The sequence below is a fragment of the Homoserinimonas sp. OAct 916 genome, from assembly GCF_003260275.1.
Lineage (GTDB): Bacteria > Actinomycetota > Actinomycetes > Actinomycetales > Microbacteriaceae > OACT-916.
Window position 1 is genome coordinate 33,973 of record NZ_QJHB01000014.1, and the last position, 19,990, is coordinate 53,962.

15 protein-coding genes are annotated in these 19,990 nt (G+C 66.9%); 9 read left to right on the forward strand and 6 right to left on the reverse strand.

The features are described from left to right. Nucleotides 1–43 precede the first annotated feature (43 nt). Nucleotides 44–862 (forward strand): IclR family transcriptional regulator, encoded by an 819-nt coding sequence (locus tag DL891_RS15235; RefSeq protein ID WP_111721313.1) that lies wholly within the window; start codon nt 44–46, stop codon nt 860–862. On the opposite strand, the gene DL891_RS15240 is transcribed toward DL891_RS15235, so the two are convergent. Further along, nucleotides 802–2,817, reverse strand: coding sequence for an MDR family MFS transporter (locus tag DL891_RS15240; RefSeq protein ID WP_111721314.1), 2,016 nt, complete (start codon nt 2,815–2,817; stop codon nt 802–804). The two genes, DL891_RS15235 and DL891_RS15240, sit on opposite strands and share 61 nt — an antisense overlap. Before the next feature lie 172 nt (nt 2,818–2,989). Here DL891_RS15240 and DL891_RS15245 point away from each other — a divergent pair, with 172 nt between their 5' ends. Then, entirely contained in the window at nt 2,990–4,171 is a 1,182-nt protein-coding gene (locus DL891_RS15245; protein ID WP_111721315.1) for an acyl-CoA dehydrogenase, read from the forward strand. A 40-nt stretch (nt 4,172–4,211) separates the two neighbouring features. Here the strand turns inward: DL891_RS15245 and DL891_RS15250 are convergent, their stop codons facing one another. Then, on the reverse strand, nt 4,212–5,414 hold the full coding sequence (locus DL891_RS15250) for a cysteine desulfurase-like protein (RefSeq protein ID WP_111721316.1): 1,203 nt from the start codon (nt 5,412–5,414) through the stop codon (nt 4,212–4,214). A gap of 182 nt (nt 5,415–5,596) precedes the next feature. Between DL891_RS15250 and DL891_RS15255 the strand changes: the two genes are divergently transcribed. Both DL891_RS15255 and DL891_RS15260 read left to right on the forward strand, forming a co-directional pair. Beyond that, a complete protein-coding gene (locus DL891_RS15255; protein ID WP_111721317.1) occupies nt 5,597–6,175 on the forward strand; it encodes a dienelactone hydrolase family protein in 579 nt (192 codons plus the stop codon). A 90-nt stretch (nt 6,176–6,265) separates the two neighbouring features. Next, entirely contained in the window at nt 6,266–6,739 is a 474-nt protein-coding gene (locus DL891_RS15260) for an NUDIX hydrolase (protein ID WP_111721318.1), read from the forward strand. A gap of 122 nt (nt 6,740–6,861) precedes the next feature. On the opposite strand, the gene DL891_RS15265 is transcribed toward DL891_RS15260, so the two are convergent. Beyond that, complete coding sequence (locus DL891_RS15265; RefSeq protein WP_111721319.1) at nt 6,862–8,115, reverse strand: cytochrome P450; 1,254 nt, start codon at nt 8,113–8,115, stop codon at nt 6,862–6,864. A 131-nt stretch (nt 8,116–8,246) separates the two neighbouring features. On the opposite strand from DL891_RS15265, the gene DL891_RS15270 reads away from it, so the two are divergent. From DL891_RS15270 to DL891_RS15285, 4 genes are all read left to right on the forward strand, one after another. Beyond that, the gene (locus tag DL891_RS15270) at nt 8,247–9,128 is read left to right on the forward strand and encodes an IclR family transcriptional regulator (RefSeq protein WP_111721320.1); all 882 of its coding nucleotides are present in this window, start codon (nt 8,247–8,249) and stop codon (nt 9,126–9,128) included. Between the two features lie 19 nt (nt 9,129–9,147). Continuing rightward, a complete protein-coding gene (hutH, locus tag DL891_RS15275; protein WP_111721321.1) occupies nt 9,148–10,851 on the forward strand; it encodes a histidine ammonia-lyase in 1,704 nt (567 codons plus the stop codon). Then, entirely contained in the window at nt 10,848–11,813 is a 966-nt protein-coding gene (locus DL891_RS15280) for a PDR/VanB family oxidoreductase (RefSeq protein WP_111721322.1), read from the forward strand. The genes hutH and DL891_RS15280 overlap by 4 nt, the downstream gene beginning before the upstream one ends. A 551-nt stretch (nt 11,814–12,364) precedes the next feature. Continuing rightward, complete coding sequence (locus DL891_RS15285) at nt 12,365–14,881, forward strand: DEAD/DEAH box helicase (RefSeq protein WP_111721323.1); 2,517 nt, start codon at nt 12,365–12,367, stop codon at nt 14,879–14,881. 689 nt (nt 14,882–15,570) lie between these two features. On the opposite strand, the gene DL891_RS15290 is transcribed toward DL891_RS15285, so the two are convergent. The 3 genes from DL891_RS15290 to DL891_RS15300 form a co-directional block, all read right to left on the reverse strand. After that, the gene (locus DL891_RS15290) at nt 15,571–16,221 is read right to left on the reverse strand and encodes a copper resistance CopC family protein (RefSeq protein ID WP_232819212.1); all 651 of its coding nucleotides are present in this window, start codon (nt 16,219–16,221) and stop codon (nt 15,571–15,573) included. Continuing rightward, entirely contained in the window at nt 16,218–17,111 is an 894-nt protein-coding gene (locus DL891_RS15295; RefSeq protein ID WP_232819213.1) for a YcnI family protein, read from the reverse strand. Before DL891_RS15295 ends, DL891_RS15290 begins: the two co-directional genes overlap by 4 nt. 184 nt (nt 17,112–17,295) lie before the next feature. Further along, entirely contained in the window at nt 17,296–17,940 is a 645-nt protein-coding gene (locus tag DL891_RS15300; protein ID WP_111721325.1) for a hypothetical protein, read from the reverse strand. Nucleotides 17,941–18,168: 228 nt separating this feature from the next. Between DL891_RS15300 and recQ the strand changes: the two genes are divergently transcribed. Then, on the forward strand, nt 18,169–19,986 hold the full coding sequence (gene recQ, locus DL891_RS15305) for a DNA helicase RecQ (RefSeq protein ID WP_111721326.1): 1,818 nt from the start codon (nt 18,169–18,171) through the stop codon (nt 19,984–19,986). The last annotated feature ends 4 nt before the right edge of the window (nt 19,987–19,990 follow it).

Sequence of the window (19,990 nt, forward strand, 5' to 3'; positions counted from 1 at the left end):
TCGGCGGCCGGTTCAGCCAAAGGATCGCACCGGAGAGTCACCCATGTCGTCACGAGTACCGGCCGCAGAGAATACCCTGCGCATTCTGAGCCACCTGGCGTCGGCGCGCGGCCCGGTGGCCGCGGCCACCATCGCCGCCGTTCTGGAATTGCCGCGTTCGACGGTGTATCACCTGCTCACGGTGCTCGAACGCCGCGGCTTCGTGCTGCACTTTCCGGAGGCCAGGCGGTATGGGCTCGGTGTGGCCTCGTTCGAGCTCAGTTCTGGCTTCTCCCGGCAGCAGCCGCTCAGCCTCCTCGGGCGCCCGCTGCTCGCCGGGCTGGTCGAACGGGTCGGCGAGAGCGCGCATCTGGCGGTGCTGCACGGGCGGGATGTGGTCTACATCGTCGAAGAACGCGCCCCGCGTCGGCCGTCGCTGGTCACCGAGGTCGGGGTGCGGCTGCCGGCGCATCTGACGGCCAGCGGGCGGGCACAGCTGTCTACCTTGCCCAAGGCCCAACTTCGGGCGTTGTTCCCGAATGCGGCGGCATTCACCGAACGCTCGGGTGCCGGCCCGCGGTCGTATGCGCAACTGCGCACCGTGCTCGAGCAGGTGCACCGGGTCGGTTTCGCCGTCGAAGACGGAGAGGTCACCGAGGGCCTCGCCTCGGTCGCGGTGGCCGTGCGCGATCACGTCGGTTGGCCGGCAGCCGGCATCGCCGTCACCTTTCCGAAAGAGAACATCGCCGAGGACCAATGGCCTGTGCTGGCCGCGGAGATCACCCGCACCGCCGCAGAGCTGTCTCGCCGAATTCGCGGGCGTCAGTTGCCGGAGGAGCCGATGATCCCTTCGACCCCGGATGCCCCTCGTCGCAGGCCGTGAGGCGGTGCGGCGGTCACGTGGCGGCCGTGCGTCGGCGCTGCTGAAGGCGGGGGCTCGACCGGCCGGGACGTGGTCGAGCCAGAGTGCGAGGCGTGTTTGGCCGATCCACCCGCCGCGGATCCGGGAACCGCGGATCCGGGCGCCGCGGAATCAGGCGCAGCGGATCCAGACACAGTATGCGGCCCCAGTCGCTCCACGTGGGCCGCATCGCGACCGGGGGCAGTACCCGGAGCAAAAGAGGCGTGCCTGCCCCGGTTTGCGGAATCGCTGTTGGCTTTCTGCACGTTGTCGTTCACGGTCTGCCCTTCTGCGAAACCAGCCCTCTCGGCCGAGACGAGCACGGGTGAGGGCTCTGCGTCCACACGTGTGCCGTCACCATCCGCGCCCTCCCGTGCTGGGCCCACATTGGTCGACAGCGGCATCTCCTTGATGAAGATCGCCATCAGCAGCCCAGCGGCCACGATTGGCAGGCCCAGCAGAAACACCGGCGGCAGGGCGTAGGCGAATGCCTGCCCGATCAGCGTCTGCACGTCGGGCGGCAGTAGTTTCAGCGCGGCCGGGCTGAGGGAGTTGATGGTCTGTCCGCCCAGATGGGCAGCGGCTGGCCCGAGCGAGGCGATGTGATCGTCGAGGCGGCTGAGGAAGATCGAACCGAAAAGTGCGATCCCGAAGGATGCCCCGATCTGGCGAAAGTAGTTGTTCGCCGAGGTCGCCGTACCCAGTTGCCGCCAGGGCACACTGTTCTGAACGATCACGACCATGTTCTGCATGACCGCACCGATGCCCAGCCCCATTGCGAGCATCCCGAGTGCGCTGAACCAGTACGGGCTGGTGGCGGTTATCTGCGACAGCAGCACAAGTCCCACGAGGATGGTGATGGTCCCGAGGATCGGGTAGATCTTGTACCGCCCGGTCTTGGAGATCAGCTGGCCGGTGCCGATCACTGTGATCAGCATTCCAGCAGTGATCGGCAGCAGCATCAGCCCGGAGGCGGTGGCAGAAGCACCGTTGGCGATCTGCAGAAATGTCGGCAGGTAGGAGATGGTGGCGAACATCGCGATTCCGACAGTCATTCCGACCCCGGCTGTGAGCACGAAGTTGCGAATCCGGAACAGGGACAGGGGAATGATCGGCTCCACGGCATGCTTCTCGGCGAACACGAAGGCAACCCCGGCGAGCACCGTGACGATGCCGAGGCCGATGATCATCGGGCTGCCCCAGGCGTAGGTGTTGCCACCCCAGCTGCTCAACAACACGATCGCCGCGCTGGTGATGGCCAACAGTGTTGCACCCAGGTAGTCGAGCTTGGGCCGCGGGCCGGTCGGCTTGTGCAGGTGCAGGAAGAGGCCCACCGTCGTGAGCGCCAGGATGCCGATCGGGATGTTGATGTAGAAGACCCAGCGCCAACTCCAGTTGTCGGTGATGATGCCGCCGAGCAGGGGGCCGCTGATCGAGGCGACCCCGAAGACCGCCCCGATCAATCCCATGTAGCGCCCACGTTCACGGGGCGAGACGATCTCACCGATGATGGCCTGCACACCGATCATCAGGCCGCCGCCGCCGATTCCCTGCAGGGCACGGAAAGCGATCAGCTGCGTCATGTCCTGGGCTGCCCCGGAGAGCACCGATCCGACAAGGAAGACCACGATCGCGAACACGAACAGGCGTTTGCGCCCGAACAGGTCACCGGCCTTGCCGTAGATCGGCAACCCGATCGTCGCTGCGAGGATGTAGGCGGTGATCACCCAGGAGATGTGGTCGAGGCCGTGAAGGTCGCCGACGATCGTGGGCAATGCCGTAGCCACGATGGTCTGGTCCAGTGCCGCCAGGAGCATCGCCAGCATCAAACCGGCGAAGATCAGGCCGATCTGTTTGGGGGTGCGCTCCACGCGGGCGCCCAATGAGGCGTCGTCTGCGTGTGGACCAGAAGATCGGTGTACTGCCGCTGTCGTCATATGCGCTCCACAACTAACGTTACGCGCCACGATTGACTGCGCTCTCACGTGCACAACGGATGTACGGCGAATACCCAGTCACGGAGATCGGCGCGGGTTCTGGCAAACTTGGTGGCGACAGTCTTCGCCCCTCGGGGCACACCGCTCACCCACAACCGATAGGGATTCGATCATGGCAGCCAAGGCACGTTTCAATTGGGAAGATCCGCTGCTGCTTGACCAGCAGCTCAGCGACGAGGAGCGAATCATCCGCGACACCGCCGCCGGGTTCGCCCAGAGCCGGTTGGAGCCGCGGGTTCTGGAAGCCTTTCGCAACGAACACACCGACCCCGACATTTTTCGCGAGATGGGCGAGATCGGCCTGCTCGGCGCGACGATCCCCGAGGAGTACGGCGGCAGCGGCCTGAACTATGTCAGCTACGGCCTGATCGCCCGCGAGGTCGAACGGGTCGACTCCGGCTACCGGTCGATGATGAGCGTGCAGTCATCGTTGGTGATGACCCCGATCAATGAGTTCGGAACCGAGGAGACCAAACAGAAATATCTGCCGTCCCTCGCCAGTGGCGAGCTCATCGGCTGCTTCGGCCTGACCGAACCCGACCACGGCTCTGACCCCGGCTCGATGATCAGCCGCGCCCGGAAGGTCGACGGCGGCTACTCGCTCAGTGGCGCGAAGACATGGATCACGAACAGCCCGATCGCCGACGTGTTCGTGGTCTGGGCCAAGGATGACGAGGGCGAGATTCGCGGCTTCGTGCTGGAGAAGGACTGGAAGGGGCTCAGTGCACCGACGATCCACGGCAAAGTGGGGCTGCGCGCATCCATCACCGGTGAAATCGTGATGGACAATGTGTTCTGCCCCGAGGAGAACGCCTTCCCCGACGTGCGCGGCCTGAAGGGCCCGTTCACCTGCCTCAACTCTGCTCGCTACGGCATCGCGTGGGGTGCGCTCGGCGCCGCAGAGGCCTGCTGGCACACCGCCAGGCAGTACACGCTCGACCGGAACCAGTTCGGCCGGCCGCTGGCGGCCACCCAACTCGTGCAGAAGAAGCTGGCCGACATGCAGACCGAGATCACGCTGGGGCTGCAGAGCTGCCTGCGCCTCGGCCGGATGAAGGACGAGGGCACCGCGGCGGTCGAGATCACGTCGCTGCTGAAGCGCAACAGTTGTGGCAAGGCACTGGATGTCGCCCGCGCCGCACGTGACATGCTCGGCGGCAACGGCATCAGCGACGAGTACGCCGTTGCCCGGCACCTGGTCAACCTCGAGGTCGTGAACACCTACGAGGGCACCCACGACGTTCACGCCCTGATCCTCGGACGCGCGCAGACGGGGATCCAGGCGTTCTATTGAGGGCATTCGGGTATGCTGCTGGCCGCTCGTCGATCGCTAGCTAGGCGAGCAGCTCGGCGAGCCCGGCCAGCAGCCGGTCGATATCGTCTTCGCTCGAATACGGAGCCAGGCCGACGCGCACCCCACCCTCGTCACCAAGGCCGAGCGCCCGTGAGGCCTCCAAGGCATAGAAGTTGCTGGCCGGGGCATCCACGCCGCGCTTGGCGAGAAACGTGTACACGTCGACCGCGTCGTGGCCGTCAACCGTGAAGAGGATCGTCGGAGTGCGCTCAGCGGCGCGCGAATAGACCGTGACCTGCTCATGCGCGGCCAGACCCGCCTCCAAGCGGCCCAACAACATGTCTTCGTGTACGTGCAGCAATGAGAACGACTGCTCCAACCTCTGCCGCCTGGACCCGGTTGCAGTCGGATCGAGATCAGCCAGGTAGTCGACCGCGGCTGTAACCCCGGCGAGCATCTCATACGGCAGCGTGCCGAACTCGAAACGCTCCGGAACGTCGTTCGTCGATGGCAGCAACTTGTCGGGCATGAGAGTTTCGAGCAGGCTCGGTGCCGCCACCAGCGCGCCCAGGTGCGGCCCCAGGAACTTGTAGGGCGAGCAGGTGTAGAAGTCAGCGCCGATGGTCTCCACATCCGGCAATTCGTGTGCGGTGAAGTGCACGCCATCGACGTAGAGCAGGGCGCCCACCGCGTGCACGTGGCTCGCGATCTCGGCAAGGCGAGGTTTGGTTCCGATCAGGTTGGATGCGGCAGTGATCGCCACCAGCCGGGTATTCTCCGACAGCTCGGACACAACATTGCCGACTGGGAGCTCCCCGGTCGCCGGGTCGAAGTCGACCCAGCGCAGGGTCGCCCCGACGTGCTCAGCGGCCTGCACCCAGGGCCGGATGTTCGAGTCGTGGTCGAGGCGGGTGACCACCACTTCGTCGCCCGGATTCCAGGTGGCGCTCAACATGCGGGAGAAGTCGTAGGCGAGCGCGGTGGCACTGCGCCCGAAGACCACTCCGCCCGCGTCACCGCCCACGAGATCGGCGATCGCCGCCCGCGCCTCCAGAACGATCTTCTCCGCGTTGGCCTCTCCCACGGTGGTGGTGCCGCGGTTCGAGAGCGGCGCGGCGAGAGCGCCGGCGATAGCGTCGATCACCGGGCGCGGGGTCTGGGTTCCGCCGGGGCCATCGAAGTGGGCGCATCCTGCGTCAAGTGCGGGAAAGGCGGCACGGATCACTGAAACGTCATAGCTCATAGGGCACAGCATATTGGCTCGACGACTCCCGTGCCGAGGCCTGGGCTCCCCCTCGGCGCCCTGGTGCCGGGCCGGTTGCCACCTCGGGCATCTTCAGACAGCTCGCACCCGGGTCTACACTGCATTTCAAACCAGTTCATTGGTATCGAAATGACCAGACCCACGCGCCACTGAGGAGAGTCATGACCGAGATCTTTCTGTTTCACCACGCCCAGGGCCTCACCGCGGGCGTGCACGAATTCGCCGCACAGTTGCGCACTGCCGGGCACACCGTCACCGCGCCCGACCTCTATGAGGGGAAGACCTTCGCCACGCTTGACGCGGGCGTCGCCCATGCCAGCGAGGTCGGCTTCGACACACTCCTCGAGCGCGCAAGGCAGTCGGTTGCGGATGCGCCGAACGAGGTCGTCTATGCCGGCTTCTCCCTCGGCGTGGTACCCGCGCAGATGTTCGCCCAGACCAGGCCGGGGGCGAAGGGGGCAGTGTTGATGTACTCCTGCCTCCCGGTGTCGGAGTTCGGCACCGAATGGCCCCGGGGTGTTCCGGTGCAGATTCACGGGAAGGATGCCGACGAGTACTTTGCAGGTGACGGCGACATCGAAGCCGCCCGCGAACTTGTCGCCCAGACCGAGCACGCTGAACTGTTCGTCTACCCGGGAGATGAGCACCTTTTCGCGGACAGCAGCCTGTCATCCTACGATGACGCCGCGGCCACCCTTCTCATGCAGCGGGTGATCGAGTTTCTCGACACGATCGAGTAGCCCGATGCACCTCCGATGCCACCCGGGTCTCGTCGCAGGTGATGCGTGGCAGGCCGATGCCACGCTCGGCTCAGGTGCGAGGAAGATGACATGACGTCCCCACCTGCCGAACCGCGCGACGCCGCCCGCGTGCTCGTGCTCGACGAGCACGACCGGGTGTTGCTGTTGCGCGGCTGGGATCCGGCCGAGCCCGAGGCAGGCAGTTGGTGGATCACCCCTGGCGGAGGCCTCGAAAAAGGCGAGACCCCACGCGAGGCTGCCAGCCGCGAGTTACACGAAGAAACCGGCCTCAGCACCCGAGAACTGCACGGCCCGGTGCACACCGAGGTGATCGAGTACAGCCTCGTGGGCAACGCGTACCGACAACACCAGGTGTACTTCTACACCCGTGTCAGCAATTTCGAGCTGAGCCGTACCGACTGGACCCAGCAGGAGCGCGACATCATGCTCGAGGCCCGCTGGTGGTCGGTCGAGGAGGTGGCGCAGAACGGGGCCGAGCCGAAACCGGTGGAACCCGTGTATCCACGCGACCTCGCCGCGATCCTCAGGTCGATCCTTCGCTGACCGCGGTTACGCTGGCGCTGCGCCCCGGCATGCGTAACACTTCGCGCCAAGCGGAACACATCGCCCCGGTTTGAACGGGGGCAAAGCGTTCCCCTTGGCGCGCGGCCGCTACAGTTGCGCGGTCACGCGGCGATGAGGCGCACCGGCAGCGAGGAGTAGCCCTTCAGCGTGTTGTGGATGTATGGCGCCGATTCCCCCGCCGGCTCGATCCTGGCGACCCGCTTGGCGAGCGTGGTGAACAGCACGTCCATCTCGAGCCGGGAGATCGGCTGGCCGACGCACTGGTGGATGCCCATGCCGAAGGCCAGGTGCCCGCCGGCCTGCCGCTCGATCTGGTAGCTGTCAGCCTCTGGCCCCCACTGCTCTGCGTCGCGGTTCGCCGAGCCGGGAAACACGAGCACCTTCTGCCCCTCGGCGAGGTCGATCCCGTGGAAGGTCATCGCGCGGCTGGTGGTGCGGAAGAACGACTGGAACGGCGACTCGAGCCGGAGCGCCTCATCGATCGCAAACTTCGCCAGCATCGGCTTCTCACGCAACCTCTCCCACTGGTCGGGGTTGTCCACGAGGCAGCCGAGCGTGTTGCCAATCGCGAGCACGGTGCTGTCGAGCCCCGCCGAGAGCATCGCGCGTACGAGCAGCACCGCCTGGTCTGACGTGATCTCACCCGCATCGGCGTGCGCCCAGATCTGCGACCCGAGGCCATCCGGCGTCAGGTTCTCGCGCGCGCACATCGCGACCACCCACGGCCGGCTGGGCTCACCGCGCTCGAACGTCTTGTGATAGCGCTCGTTGACCGGCCCGAACGCACTGAAGTTCATCGCACCGTGCGGCAGCAGGTGCTCGGCCCGCCCCTCGCGCGGGATGCCGACGGCATCGCCGAACGCCCGCAGCGGAAACAGCTCGGCCATCTCGGGCACCGCGTCGACCTCGCCCTTCGCGATCAGCTGGTCGACCAGTTGATCGGCGTACTCCTGAAACTGGGCCCGCAGCACCCGCACGCCGCGGGGTGAGATCACGTCAGCCATTGCCTTGCGCATCGGCGTGTGGATCGGCGGGTCAGATTCGAGGATGCCCTGCGGCCGCCAGGCCGGCTCGGTGTGCAGGTTCTTCGGACCCACCCCGGCGCCGGAGATGAACCCCTCGTGGTCGACGAGGATGTCGCGCACACCCTGATGGTGGGTGAACGCCAACACGTCATAAAGACTCAGCCAGACGGCGGGGCCGGCCGCACGCATCCGCTCGAACAACGGGTACGGATTGGCCAGGTTCTCCTCGGAATACGGATCGTCGTCGATCACGGCAATCTTCTCGGGGGGCTTTGTGTTCTCGGCGAGCTGCGAGTGCTCGGAGTGCTGGATGTTCTCGGGGTGCTGCATCAGGATCCTTATCGTGGCGGGGCTGCAAACAATTCAACTTATCGATCACCGAAAATGGCAGCTAGTCTGATTCTCACTGAATGAGAACATCAGTTGTCAGCCTGGATGTCGCCGCAGGAGTATGAGCGCAGATGAAAACCACCGCACGTCCCCCGGCCGACTCCTCGCTCGAGCGCGGCCTGGCGATCCTCGAGGAGATCGCCGCCGTTAGCGACCACACTCCGGCGAGCCTGGCCCAGGCGACCGGGCTGCCGGTGAGCACCGTCTATCGCTACCTGCGCACGTTGCGCGAGCGGGGTTTCGTGCGGGAGGACCGCAGCCGCTACGAACCGGGACCCGCCCTGCTCGCCCTCACCGGCCGGCACTTCGCCCAGTCGCATCTGGCCGAGATCGGCCCGGCGGTGCTGGGCGCCATCGTCGATCTGGTCGGCGAGACCTGCGTTCTCGTCATCCGGGTCGGCACCCGCGCCCTCTGCCTGCGCCGGGTCGAACCCGACAAGGCGATCCGGTACACCTTCGGCGTGAACGAATTGTTGCCGCTGCACGCGGGAGCCGGGCAGCGCGTGCTGCTTTCTTGGGCCCCGGATGCGGTGGTCGACCGCCTGCTCGCACCCGACCACGACCTGCCCCGCTACACCGAGAAGACGCTCAGTCGCGAGCAGTTGCTGCAGAGCATCCCCATCGTTCGGCAGACCGGCTGGGCCGTGTCCCGCGGCGAGTACGATGCCGGATCAGTCTCGATCGCGGTGCCGGTGTTCTTCGGCGGCGAGGTGGTCTGCTCCCTCAACGTGGCCGGCCCCCAGTCGCGCTGCGGCTCTCGTGACTGGGCGAAGCGCGTGGTGAGGATTCTGCTCGAGGCGGCCGCCGACCTGTCTGACGCGCTCGAGACCTGGGCCGCGACCGCGCCCGCGCAGCCCCATTCGCTCGTACCACCGAGCCACACACCGCAGACTCACACACCGCAGACTCACACGCCGCAGACCGAAACATCACCGACAGGGGAAACGCCATGACACCGACAGGGGAAACGCCATGACACCGACAGAGCCGACACTGGAGATCGGCGCCGCACCCGCCACCCTCGCAGATCTGGTCGCCGTTGCCCGGCACAGGCGACGGGTGTCCCTGGCGGCCGGAGTCGCCGAGCGCATGGCGCCCAGCCGAGACTGGATCCAGGGCACCCTCGATCGCATGGCCGACGGCGAGAAGACCCAGCCGATCTACAGCATCAACACCGGATTCGGTTCACTGGCCGGAAAGCAGGCATTCGACGACCCGGCGGATGCGGCCGAGCTCAGCCGCCGGGTCATCCTCGCCGATGCCGCCGGGGTGGGCAGGAACGTCGACGAGGAGGTCGTGCGGGCCACCATCCTCATTCGGGCGATCAGCCTGGTGCAGGGGCATTCCGGCATCCGTGTTGACCTGGTGCAGGGGCTGGTCGACATGCTCAACCACGACGTCTACCCAGCCGTGCCCGAGTACGGCTCGCTCGGCGCCAGCGGCGACCTCATCCCGCTCGCCCACATCGCCCTGGTACTCACCGGGCCGCCCACCGGCGCGGATGACCCACTCGACTCGGGCGAAGCGATCGTCGACGGCCACATCGTCTCCGGAGTTGAGGCCATGGCGCACGCGGGCCTTGCCCGCATTCCGGTCAGCGCCAAAGACGGGCTGGCCCTGCTCAACGGCACCTCGTTCTCGGCCGCCCAGGCCGCACTGGCCCTCTGGGACGCGCGGGTGCTGCTGGAGACCGCGCAGATCACGGCTGCCATGTCGATCGAGGCGTTGACCGGCTTCGGCGACGCCTTCATCGACGAATTGCACCAGGCCCGCGGCCAGAAGGGGCAGATCCAGGTTGCCGCGCGCATTCGCGAACTGCTCGCCGGCAGCACCTTCATCAACGGCGACCGCGACACCGACCCGGTCCGGCAGCCGCCGCAGGACGCCTACTCGCTGCGCTGCGTGCCGCAGGTGTTCGGCCCGGTGAGCGACACCCTCGACTTCGCGGCCGGGATCCTGGAGACAGAGATCAACGCGGCCACCGACAACCCGCTGATCTTCCCGTCCCTGCCGGGCTCGCGCACGTTGAAGGCGGTCTCCGGCGGAAACTTTCACGCCGAATACGTGGCGTTCGCCGCTGACTTCATTTCGATCGTGGTCACCGAGATCGGCAACATCACCGAGCGCCGCCTGTTCCGCCTCGACGACGGCACGCTTAACCGCGGCCTGCCCGACATGTTGGTGGCCAGCACCAAGGTGGGGCTCGATTGCGGCTACATGATGCCGCAGTACCTCGCGGCGGCGCTGGTGTCCGACTGCAAGACCCTCGCGCATCCCGACAGCGTCGATTCGATCCCCACCAGCGCCAACCAAGAAGACCACGTGTCGATGGCGAACAACGCCGGCCGGCACGCACGCCAGATCGTGACGAACATCCAGTCGGTGGTGGCCGTCGAGCTTCTCATGGCTGCGCAGGCACTCGAATTGCGAATGAACGAGCGCGGGGTGGGCAAAGACGCCCTGAGCACTGCCGGCCGCGCTGCACTGGAGCTCGTGCGCGCCACCCCGGCCAGTGACGGCCGCCCGATCGGGCACCTGGCCCAAGACACCGTGCTCTATCCGCGCATCCGCACAGCTGGTGTTCTGGTCTCCACCGGCGCGGTCGTCGAGCACGTCAACGCCGCGCTGGCGGGGACCGAGGCCACCAACAAGCCGAAGAATGAGAACCTGAAATGACCAGCACCCACCAGTTGCTTCACCTGTGCGTCATCGGCATCGAGCCGGTCGCCGAACGCGTGCGCGCCCTGACTCTCGGCCTTCCGGAAGGGGGCGACCTGCCGGATTGGCAGCCCGGCAGTCACATCGACCTGCACCTGCCCGGGGACATCCTGCGCCAATACTCGCTCTGCTCCGACCCGGGCGAGCGCTCCCGGTGGCGCATCGCCGTGTTGCACGAGCCCGACGGCCGCGGCGGCTCGGTGGCCGTGCACGAGAAGATCCAGGTGGGTGACATGGTGCAGGTCTCGCAACCGAAGGACAATTTCGGGTATCGCCCGGGCGCCTCCGACCTGCTCTTCGTAGCCGGCGGGATCGGCATCACCCCGATGCTGCCCATGGTGCACGCGGCGGCGAGGGCCGGGGTCAACTGGCACCTGGTCTACCTGGGCCGCAGCCGGGAGGCCATGAGCTTTCTGCCGGAGTTGGCCGACTATGGCAATCGGGTGACGGTGCATCCGAGCGCCACCCTCGGCTCGATGATGCTGTCGGGCGCCCTCGATGAGCTGCTCGCCACCCGCCTCGACGACCCCGAGGTCTACGCCTGCGGGCCGGAGCGGATGCTCGAAGCCCTCGCCGGTTGGTGCAGCGACGAACGCGCGCACCGACTGCACGTGGAACGGTTCACTGCAACCGCGACCGAACCGCAGGCCGGCGACACCGCGTTCACCGTGGAGACGTCCGACGGTACCGAGATCGAGGTGGCTGCCGATGAAACCATCCTGACCGCACTGGTGCGAGTCGGCATCCCGGTGCTGAACTCGTGCCAGGAGGGCATCTGCGGAACGTGCGAGACGGTCGTTCTGGAGGGCTTTCCCGATCATCGCGACCAATTGCTCAGCGACGAGGAGCGCGCCTCGAACGAGACCATGATGGTGTGTGTCTCGCGCTGCAAGGGCAAGCGCCTGGTTCTGGAGCTCTGACCCGCTCTCCGCACAGCCAGCCCCGCACAGCGCCGACCTGCCCCCACCGCAGCGGGCTTCAGCGCTGTTTCAGCTCGGTTTCAGCGCGGCTTCAGCGCGGTTTCAGCGCGGTTTCAGGGGCTCTCGGCGTCACTCACTCCTTGCGTCACCGAACCGGCGTCGTCGAACCCCGGCGTCGCCGAACCAAAGAGTTCAGGATGAGGCGGGTGCGGCCCGGCTCTACGCGTCCGAAGCGCTGACCTCCTGAATTTTCGACAGTGTGCGGCGTGACTCCACCCGGCACCCGGCAACCGAGCAACCGAGCCGAGCCTATCTATTCCGGGATCAGTGGTGTAGCGTAGGCAGGTCGGCTCTTGACACCGCGCACGTATGCGCGGATGGGTTTGTAAGTCAGTTGGGCCGGTTTCCCTTTCAGCGTTATGGACGCGCTGGCCACTGGGAATGATCACGTATGTGAACGGCCCGGCCATTGATTGCCCGGGTTTCTACAGCAATAATTCAGCGCGTTAAGCGCTGTGCTGCCATGCAATGAAAACAACCCGGAAAGCACTATGTCTGAATACAAGAAGCCGTCTCACGGCAAGAAGTCCTCCCCTCGCTCCGGCCCGGCCAAAGTCGGCGGCCACAGTCCGAGTCATCGGGGCTACCGCGCCTCCGAGGCGACCTCCGGTGCGCCCAAAAAGGCCCGCTGGAATGCCGACGAACGGGCCGCCCGCGCCAGCGGCCGACCCGGCGAGCGCCCCAACTGGGAGCCGCGAGAGAATCGGCCCACGGGTAAGGGCGCACGCCCCGCCTACGGCGACCGACCGAACCACGGTGGTGCTCGCCCCACGCGTGGCGCGTCATCCGAGCGCTCGTCCTATGGCGACCGCGCGGGCCGCAACAACGATCGCGCCCCGTATGGCGACCGGCAGGCCCGCACCGAACGCCCCGACTACAGCAGTCGCCCCAACCGCGACTCGAACCGTTCTTCATACCCAGACCAGGCGCGCCACTCCGAGCGACCCGCGTACGGTGACCGCGCCCAGCGCACCGAGCGGCCCTCCTACGGAGACCGCCCGCAACGCTCCGAGCGCCCTTCATACGGCGACCGCCCCCAACGCACCGAACGCCCCGACTACAGCAGTCGCCCCGACCGTGACTCGAACCGCCCCTCCTACGGAGACCGCCCCCAACGCACCGAACGGCCCTCCTACGGCGACCGCCCGCAGCGCACCGAACGGCCCTCCTACGGCGACCGCCCGCAGCGCACCGAACGCCCCGACTACAACAGTCGCCCCAACCGCGACTCGAACCGTCCCTCCTACGGAGACCGCCCGCAACGCTCCGAGCGCCCAGGCCACGGCGACCGGCCGAACCGCACCGACGATCGCTCGTCGTACGGCGACCGCTCGGGCCGCGGCGGCGAGCGCAGCGGCCAGGGAGAACGCCCTCGCTACTCGGCCGATCGCCCGCAGCGCGGCGAACGCCCCTCGTACGGCGACAGGGCACCGCACACCGAGCGCCCCACCTACGGCGAGCGTCCACGGCATTCGGCGGAACGGCCGCAGCGCACTGAACGGCCCTCGTACGGTGACCGCCCGTCGTACGGTGACCGCCCCGCCTACGGAGACCGGCCGTCCCACGACGACCGTCCGCGCCGTGAGGACCGCGCCTCCTACTCGGATCGCGCCGCCGCGCCAGAGCGTCCGGCCCGTCGTCGTGATTTCGACACCCGGCCGCCCAAGCGTGACTTCGATCGACCCGGCTTTCACGCCTCCGAGCGCAGCGCCTCCAAGTTCTACCCGAGCACCGAGAAGCAGGCACACTCCGAATCTAACCAGCGCGGGCACGGCCACGCGCCGGTCGAAGACGTCGTTCTGGGACGTCTCGCAGCCGAAGCGATCACCGCGGCCGAAGTTGAAGGCGTGACCTTCGCCGACCTCGGCCTCGGTGGCAACATCGTGCGCCAGCTCGCTGAGCTCGGCGCGGACAAGCCGTTCCCCATCCAGGCGGCCACCATTCCTGACGTGCTTGCCGGAAAGAATGTTCTCGGCCGCGGCAAGACCGGCAGCGGCAAGACCATTGCCTTCGGCGCCCCCCTGGTGGAGCGACTGATGGAGAACGACGGCGGCAAGAATCGCAAGCCCGGCCGCAAGCCGCGCGCGCTGATCCTCGCCCCCACCCGTGAGCTTGCGTTGCAGATCGACCGCACCGTACAGCCGATAGCCCGCAGCGTGGGACTGTTCACCACCCAGATCTACGGCGGTGTGCCCCAGTACCGGCAGGTCGGCGCTCTGCAGCGCGGAGTCGACATCGTGATCGGCACCCCGGGCCGCATGGAAGACCTGATCGAGCAGGGCCGGCTCGACCTCAGCGAGGTGACCATCACCGTGCTCGACGAAGCAGACCACATGTGCGACCTCGGTTTTCTCGAACCGGTGCAGCGCATCCTGAAGGAGACCGCAGACGACGGCCAACGGCTGTTGTTCTCGGCGACCCTCGACAAGGGTGTTGCCCAGCTGGTGAACGAGTTCCTCCCGGAGCCCGCGGTACACGAGGTCGCCGGCGAAGATCAGGCGTCGTCGACGATCGACCACAAGGTGTTCCTGATCGAGCACCGCGACAAGGCCAGGATCATCTCCCAACTCGCCCACGGCGCCGGCAAGACCCTGATCTTCTCGCGCACTCGCTCTTTTGCAGAGCAGCTCGCAGACCAGCTCGAGGACCAGGGCATCCCGGCCACCAGCCTGCACGGCGATCTCAACCAGTCGCGCCGCACACGTAATCTCTCGCAACTGACCAGCGGCCGGGTGAACGTGCTGGTGGCGACGGATGTCGCTGCGCGCGGCATCCACGTCGACGACATCTCGCTGGTGATCCAGGCGGATGCTCCCGACGAGTACAAGGCCTATCTGCACCGTGCGGGGCGCACCGGACGCGCGGGCAAGCAGGGGACTGTCGTGACGCTGATCCCTCGTGGCCGCCGCCGCCGCATGGAGGAACTGCTCGACCGGGCCGAAATCACGGCGAGCTTCCGTGAGGTTGCTCCGGGCGACACCGTATTGGACGAGTTGGCGGCACTTTAGGCAACGCGGCTGAGCCGCTCCGGCGCCGCCCACCCAGGGCAGTCGGACCGGCTCAGCCGATTGCGAACAGGCCCACTGCAGCGATCGCAACCACGAGACCCACGATCTGCACCGGAGCGATCCGTTCACGCAGGATCAGTGCGGCGAACTCAACCGTTGACGAGTTCCTGACAATATTATGAGTGTTCCTCGGTTCAACCAGTCATGTCGCCTGAAGTGGGGTATAGGAATCGCTGATGAGCCAGTGTTACCGTTGACTTATTCAAACGGGCGTGACGACTATTCGGGTTAGTCGGCTCGCGTGGGGGGAACCACCGAAAGGCGGACAAGTGGGACCGGGCGAAAGCCACGGTCCCACTTTTTTGCCCCGAGGTTTCACGTCGGGCGACGTTCGCTCGATACACGGCGTGTGGGAGTCGTACGTGGCCGTGGAACTGTGGCACAGTAGATGAAGATTTGCGACCTCGGTCGACGTCTGCCCTGGCAGAAGTCGGCCGATTCGGTCGCGAACGGGCACGCTCCCGCCAGGGAGCGCCGCCCGTTCACCAGGCCCGGCCGAGCAGCTATTCGGGTTAGCAGCTCCGCCGGCGGGCGCCGGAAGGCGCCGGAAGGGGGCCGTGGGATTCCCGCGGCCCCCTTTCTTCCGCTCCACCGCCGATCCGACGAGTTCGGGTGAGCCGCGCTATCGCCTATTCGCCGGTACCGGCATGATTCTTCGAACGCGCCAGAAACATCACCACGCCGACCCCGATCAGCGCGAGCAGTACGATCCCGCCCGCGACCGACAGGATCAACGCCGTGTTCGAACCGCTGGCTTGCTGGTCGGCATCGGTCGGAGCGAGGTTCGCCTCCTCCGGCCCAGACCCCGACCCGGCATCCGCGCTGGGGCACGGGGCCGTGGCCGAACCGGCAGCCTCGGGCACCCCGGCTGCTGGCTCGTAGGTGAACACCTGCTGGTCGGAGACCACGTGCCCATCGGCGGAGACGATCTGCCAGACGATCCGGTACTCGCCGGCGGCACCGAGCGCGATCGGAGCGGTCACCGTGCGGTCGGCGGTCGTCGGGCATGCGGTCTCGAAGTGGGCACCCTGCGCGTCTGTGACCTCGACGAACGAGGTATTGGTGACCAGGTTCAGCACCACATCGTTGAATTCCAGGGTGACGGCGCCCAACGGCTCGGTCACCACGCTCCCCGGGGCCGGGGTCGAGGTGACCAAGTAGTTGTGGGCTGATGCCGGCCCCGCTCCCAGCCCGACCATTGTGACCAACGCGACGAAGGCCAACACGACCACCATGGTGTTGCGCGACCGTGCGGGGCGCACCAAAGGTGAGCGTGTCACTTCGTCACGTCGCCTTTCGGCGTAGCACCGTTTTGCGTAGCACCGTTTTGCGTAGCACCGTTTTGCGCAGCGCCGTGCGCCACGCCGCCGTCGCGCTTATTGCGCCCGGCAAAGGCGGCGACTGCCACCACAAGGGCAATGGCACCGAGCCCGAGGCCGGCGAATGCCACCCAGAGCGATACGCCGGTGTCAGCGGACTCGGCCGACGGCACGTCGCCAGACGTTGCGCCCTCAGCTGACTCGCTGTCATCCGACCCGGGAGCCACCGGCGCAGACGGGGTCACTCTGGCCATATCATCGGAGTCGTCATGACTGTGGCCGTCGCCGGCAGGCTCGTCATTCACGTATAGTGTCGGGGCCGGATGCGCGGGTTCGGCGCCATCTGCCCCAGCAACCTCATCCCAGACGACGACGGAGCCATCCGAATAGGTCTGGTGTGCCGGCAGGATGATATGCCCTGTGTCAGGCACCGGCCCGGCCGAGATGACGAACTGCTGGAACTGGCCGGCAGTAATCGACGTGCCCTCATCGGCGGTCCAGGTGATCTTGCTGGGCGCCTCGGTGATACTGGCCCCGTGCACCTCGATCGGCTGGGGCAGTTTCGCGGTCTCGATCTGCGCGCTCCAGCCGGGCACGGGCTGGTAGCTGATCGACGTGAACGGAGTGTCGGTCGGCAGCATCACCTCGAGCCCCACGGTTCCTGCGGTCGCCGATTCATTCGGAACCTTGAAGGTGAGGGTGGTCCAGGAGCCCGCGTCTGCCTGACCCGGTGCGACCGTCACATGGGCCTGGGCGGCAAGCGGGGCGGCAAGGGCGATGAGGGCGGCGGCGGTCATGGCCGTGCCCCCGATGACGAGGGAGCGAACTGATTTTTTTGAAGCGTGTTTCATGCGCGTTGTCCTTTGAGAAGCGGGCGACGCCGGTCGAGGCGTGCCCCTGCGTGAGAGGTGTGTCGTCGAGTGTTTCGGCCGGTGCGAAGCGCGGCTGATTCGGCGAAAGGGCTGAGGTGCCCGGGCTGTTCTGGCAGGAGTTGGCCAAGGAACAGGTTCGGTCGACCGCCTGGGTCGATGCCGACTACCCAGCAGCAGCTAACGGGGGCCCGCGGTGACACATCGACGAGATCAGATGCTCACGTTTTTGTCGAAATTCGTCGTTCCACCCGCGCACCGTCCGCACCGGGGTGCCGACGACCTCGACAGGCTGCACCGCAGGCGTGAGCAGTGCCCGCAACTGCAGCCGTGTTCCCTCAACGATCCCCCAGAAAGCGCGCTCGAAGTAGCGCAGCGCGGCAATGGTCGTGACGGCCGCAAGAGCGTGTGCCGCGAGCATCCAGCCGGCGGCGACCAGCTCTGGAGACGAGGCCTGGACCCCACTCGAGAGCGCTTGGATCTGGGCCATCATGGCGGCGTGGTCGTGCGGCGCGAAAAGTCCGCCGGATCGGCCGGCCACGCCGACGGCCCCTGCCGACGGGGTGCCGAAGAGCGTGAAGAGGCCGTGGTAGATCACCTGGCTGGCGATCACCGCGATCGAGAGCCGCCAGAGCGAGAGTCGGCGACCGGTCAATGCAAGGCACACCAGCACCGAGAAGACCACCGAAAGCACAACCGCGAGCGCGCCGGGCGCCTCGGCTGCTGCCACCGAGTGTGACAGCACGGCCATGAACGTGGCGAATCCGGCCGCGAGCATCGCGCGCATCACACGCGCGTGCCGTGAGGTCATGTCTGCTCCGCTGTCTGTCCGGGTTTCGGTCTGTCCGGGGCGCTTGCCGTTCGGGGTTCTGCTGGCCGGGTTCTCCCCAGCCGACCTCCAGTTCAACCGCACCGAACTTATCACAGCGATCTGTGGGCGCCGCAGGTCACCGGCCCGTGATCGCCCGGGCCTCGGCGCGTTCTGCACGGGTCGCCGGCCCCGCACGTCGACGTCTCCGGGCTCGCCTACGCTGGGGGGATGAACCCGGCACTTTCCGTTCTCGAGCAGACCTTCGGCTACGACTCGTTCCGTGGGCAGCAGCACGAGATCATCCAGCATGTGATCGACGGCGGCGATGCCGTCGTGCTCATGCCCACCGGTGCAGGCAAAAGCCTGTGCTACCAGATCCCGTCGATCGTGCGAGACGGCACGGGCGTCGTCATCTCACCGCTGATAGCCCTGATGCAAGACCAGGTGGATGCCCTCACCGCCGTCGGGGTGCGCGCGGCATTTCTGAACTCGACCCAGGATGCCGCAGAACAGGCGCGGGTGGAGCAGGCGTATCTGGCCGGCGAGCTCGACCTGCTGTACGTGGCGCCGGAGCGGCTTTCCCAGGAGCAGACCAAGCGTTTCCTGTCGAACGGCCGGATCGCTCTGTTCGCCATCGATGAGGCGCACTGCGTGTCGCAGTGGGGCCACGACTTCCGGCCCGACTACCTCGCCCTTTCCGAACTCGCCGATCGCTGGCCCGACGTGCCCCGCATCGCCCTCACTGCTACCGCCACCGAGGCCACCCACAAAGACATCACGGCCAGACTGCAGCTGGGCCGCGCCCGCCATTTCGTTTCCGACTTCGACCGCCCCAACATCCAGTACCGCATCGTTTCCAAGAACGAACCGCGCAAGCAGCTGCTCGACTTCATCCGCGCCGAGCACGCGGGGGATGCGGGCATCGTGTATGCCCTCTCCCGCAAATCGGTGGAGCAGACGGCCGAGTTCCTGGGTAGCCACGGAGTGACCGCGCTTGCCTACCACGCGGGGATGGATTCGGCATCACGTGCCCGCACCCAGTCACGGTTTCTGCGCGAAGACGGCGTCGTCGTGGTCGCGACGATCGCGTTCGGCATGGGTATCGACAAGCCGGATGTGCGCTTCGTCGCCCACATCGACCTGCCGAAGGCCGTCGAGGGCTACTACCAGGAGACCGGGCGGGCGGGACGTGACGGGCAGCCGTCCACCGCGTGGCTCACCTACGGTCTGCAAGACGTGGTGCAACAACGGCGGATGATCGACTCGTCCCCCGGCGACCTGGCCCACCGTCGGCGCATGTCTGCCCACCTGGACGCGATGCTCGCGCTCTGCGAAACCCTCGAGTGCCGCCGTGTGAACCTTCTGGCCTACTTCGGGCAGACGAGCGCACCGTGCGGCAATTGCGACACCTGCCTCGACCCGGTCACCGGCTGGGACGGCACGGTCGCGGCTCAGAAGCTGCTGTCGACCGTTGTCCGGCTGCAGCGGGAGCGCGGGCAGCGGTTCGGGGCCGGACAGCTGATCGACATCCTGCGTGGAAAGGAAACACCGCGCACTCTGCAGCACGGGCACGAACGCCTGGCGACGTGGGGGATCGGCCAAGAGCTCGGCGAACAGCAGTGGCGCGGCGTGGTGCGGCAACTGCTGGCAAAGGGGATGCTGGCGGTGAACGACGACGGCTACGGCACGCTGGTCACGACCGAGGCAAGCGCTGCCGTGCTGGCCGGCAGCGAGAGCGTGATGTTGCGTGCAGAGCCCGAGAAGGCGACCAGATCACGAGCGACGAAGGCGGCGAAGAAGGCAGCCGCAGACCTCCCAGAGTCTGCGGCGTCACTGTTCGAGCAGTTGCGCGTCTGGCGGGCAGAGCAGGCCAGGGAGCAATCGGTGCCGGCCTACATCGTGTTCGGCGACGCGACACTGCGCGCCGTCGCGGTGGAGCGCCCGGCCTCCGAGACTGACCTCAGCACCATCACCGGGATCGGTGCCAAGAAACTGGAATCCTACGGGGCGATGCTGCTCGAAGTGGTCGCCGCGCACCCAGCGTGACCGG

Excerpts from the sequence above, each read along its gene's own strand:
- DL891_RS15280 (WP_111721322.1), top strand. The coding sequence starts at position 10,848 with ATGACCAGCACCCACCAGTTGCTTCACCTGTGCGTCATCGGCATCGAG.
- DL891_RS15250 (WP_111721316.1), bottom strand. The coding sequence starts at position 5,414 with ATGAGCTATGACGTTTCAGTGATCCGTGCCGCCTTTCCCGCACTTGAC.
- DL891_RS15235 (WP_111721313.1), top strand. The coding sequence starts at position 44 with ATGTCGTCACGAGTACCGGCCGCAGAGAATACCCTGCGCATTCTGAGC.
- DL891_RS15255 (WP_111721317.1), top strand. The coding sequence starts at position 5,597 with ATGACCGAGATCTTTCTGTTTCACCACGCCCAGGGCCTCACCGCGGGC.
- DL891_RS15300 (WP_111721325.1), bottom strand. The coding sequence starts at position 17,940 with ATGACCTCACGGCACGCGCGTGTGATGCGCGCGATGCTCGCGGCCGGA.
- recQ (WP_111721326.1), top strand. The coding sequence starts at position 18,169 with ATGAACCCGGCACTTTCCGTTCTCGAGCAGACCTTCGGCTACGACTCG.
- DL891_RS15295 (WP_232819213.1), bottom strand. The coding sequence starts at position 17,111 with ATGAAACACGCTTCAAAAAAATCAGTTCGCTCCCTCGTCATCGGGGGC.
- DL891_RS15270 (WP_111721320.1), top strand. The coding sequence starts at position 8,247 with ATGAAAACCACCGCACGTCCCCCGGCCGACTCCTCGCTCGAGCGCGGC.
- DL891_RS15240 (WP_111721314.1), bottom strand. The coding sequence starts at position 2,817 with ATGACGACAGCGGCAGTACACCGATCTTCTGGTCCACACGCAGACGAC.
- hutH (WP_111721321.1), top strand. The coding sequence starts at position 9,148 with ATGACACCGACAGAGCCGACACTGGAGATCGGCGCCGCACCCGCCACC.
- DL891_RS15265 (WP_111721319.1), bottom strand. The coding sequence starts at position 8,115 with ATGCAGCACCCCGAGAACATCCAGCACTCCGAGCACTCGCAGCTCGCC.
- DL891_RS15245 (WP_111721315.1), top strand. The coding sequence starts at position 2,990 with ATGGCAGCCAAGGCACGTTTCAATTGGGAAGATCCGCTGCTGCTTGAC.
- DL891_RS15260 (WP_111721318.1), top strand. The coding sequence starts at position 6,266 with ATGACGTCCCCACCTGCCGAACCGCGCGACGCCGCCCGCGTGCTCGTG.
- DL891_RS15285 (WP_111721323.1), top strand. The coding sequence starts at position 12,365 with ATGTCTGAATACAAGAAGCCGTCTCACGGCAAGAAGTCCTCCCCTCGC.